The following is a 507-nucleotide window of genomic DNA, read 5'->3' on the forward strand; positions in this document are numbered from 1 at the left end:
GTCAGTGCTCATGTGTTGGCTCCGGTTGGGTGAGGCTTCACCGTATCCAAAGCCGGGTTAACGCCATGGACCGGCGAGGTGAATGACACATCAAGTGCCATTCACCTGCACACCTGCACCCCTGCTCAGGCTCGGTGATCGCGGCGCGGGAATCTATAGATGACCGCGCCTACCGCAAAGGCGATGCCTGCCGCCGCGATGTTCTGCCAGCTCGCGCTGGCGAACAAGGCCAGGCACAACAGCAGTGCGAGGATCGGGATCAGCGGTCCGCCGGGCAGCTTCAACGCGCCAGGGCGATCACGGAACCGGCGCGCCAGCACCAGCACCGCCGCGGCCGTGCCGATGTAGGCGAACAGGCGCGTGGTCATCGACAGCAGCGCCAGCTGCACGAACGAACCGGACAGGGCCAGCGCCAGGGCGATCAGGCCCTGCGCGATGATCGCCGCCGCCGGGGTGCGGAAGCGCGGATGCACCTGCGCCAGGATCTTCGGCCCGTAGCCATCGCGC

Annotated in this window: 1 protein-coding gene; it reads right to left on the reverse strand. The window is 67.1% G+C overall.

Annotated features, from left to right (window positions below):
• Positions 1-125: 125 nt before the first annotated feature.
• Positions 126-507: hypothetical protein (locus tag AAE045_RS24505; protein ID WP_455549884.1), on the reverse strand; the 382-nt coding region annotated here is incomplete at its 5' end.

Source organism: Dryocola clanedunensis, from assembly GCF_038405435.1.
GTDB lineage: Bacteria > Pseudomonadota > Gammaproteobacteria > Enterobacterales > Enterobacteriaceae > Dryocola > Dryocola clanedunensis_A.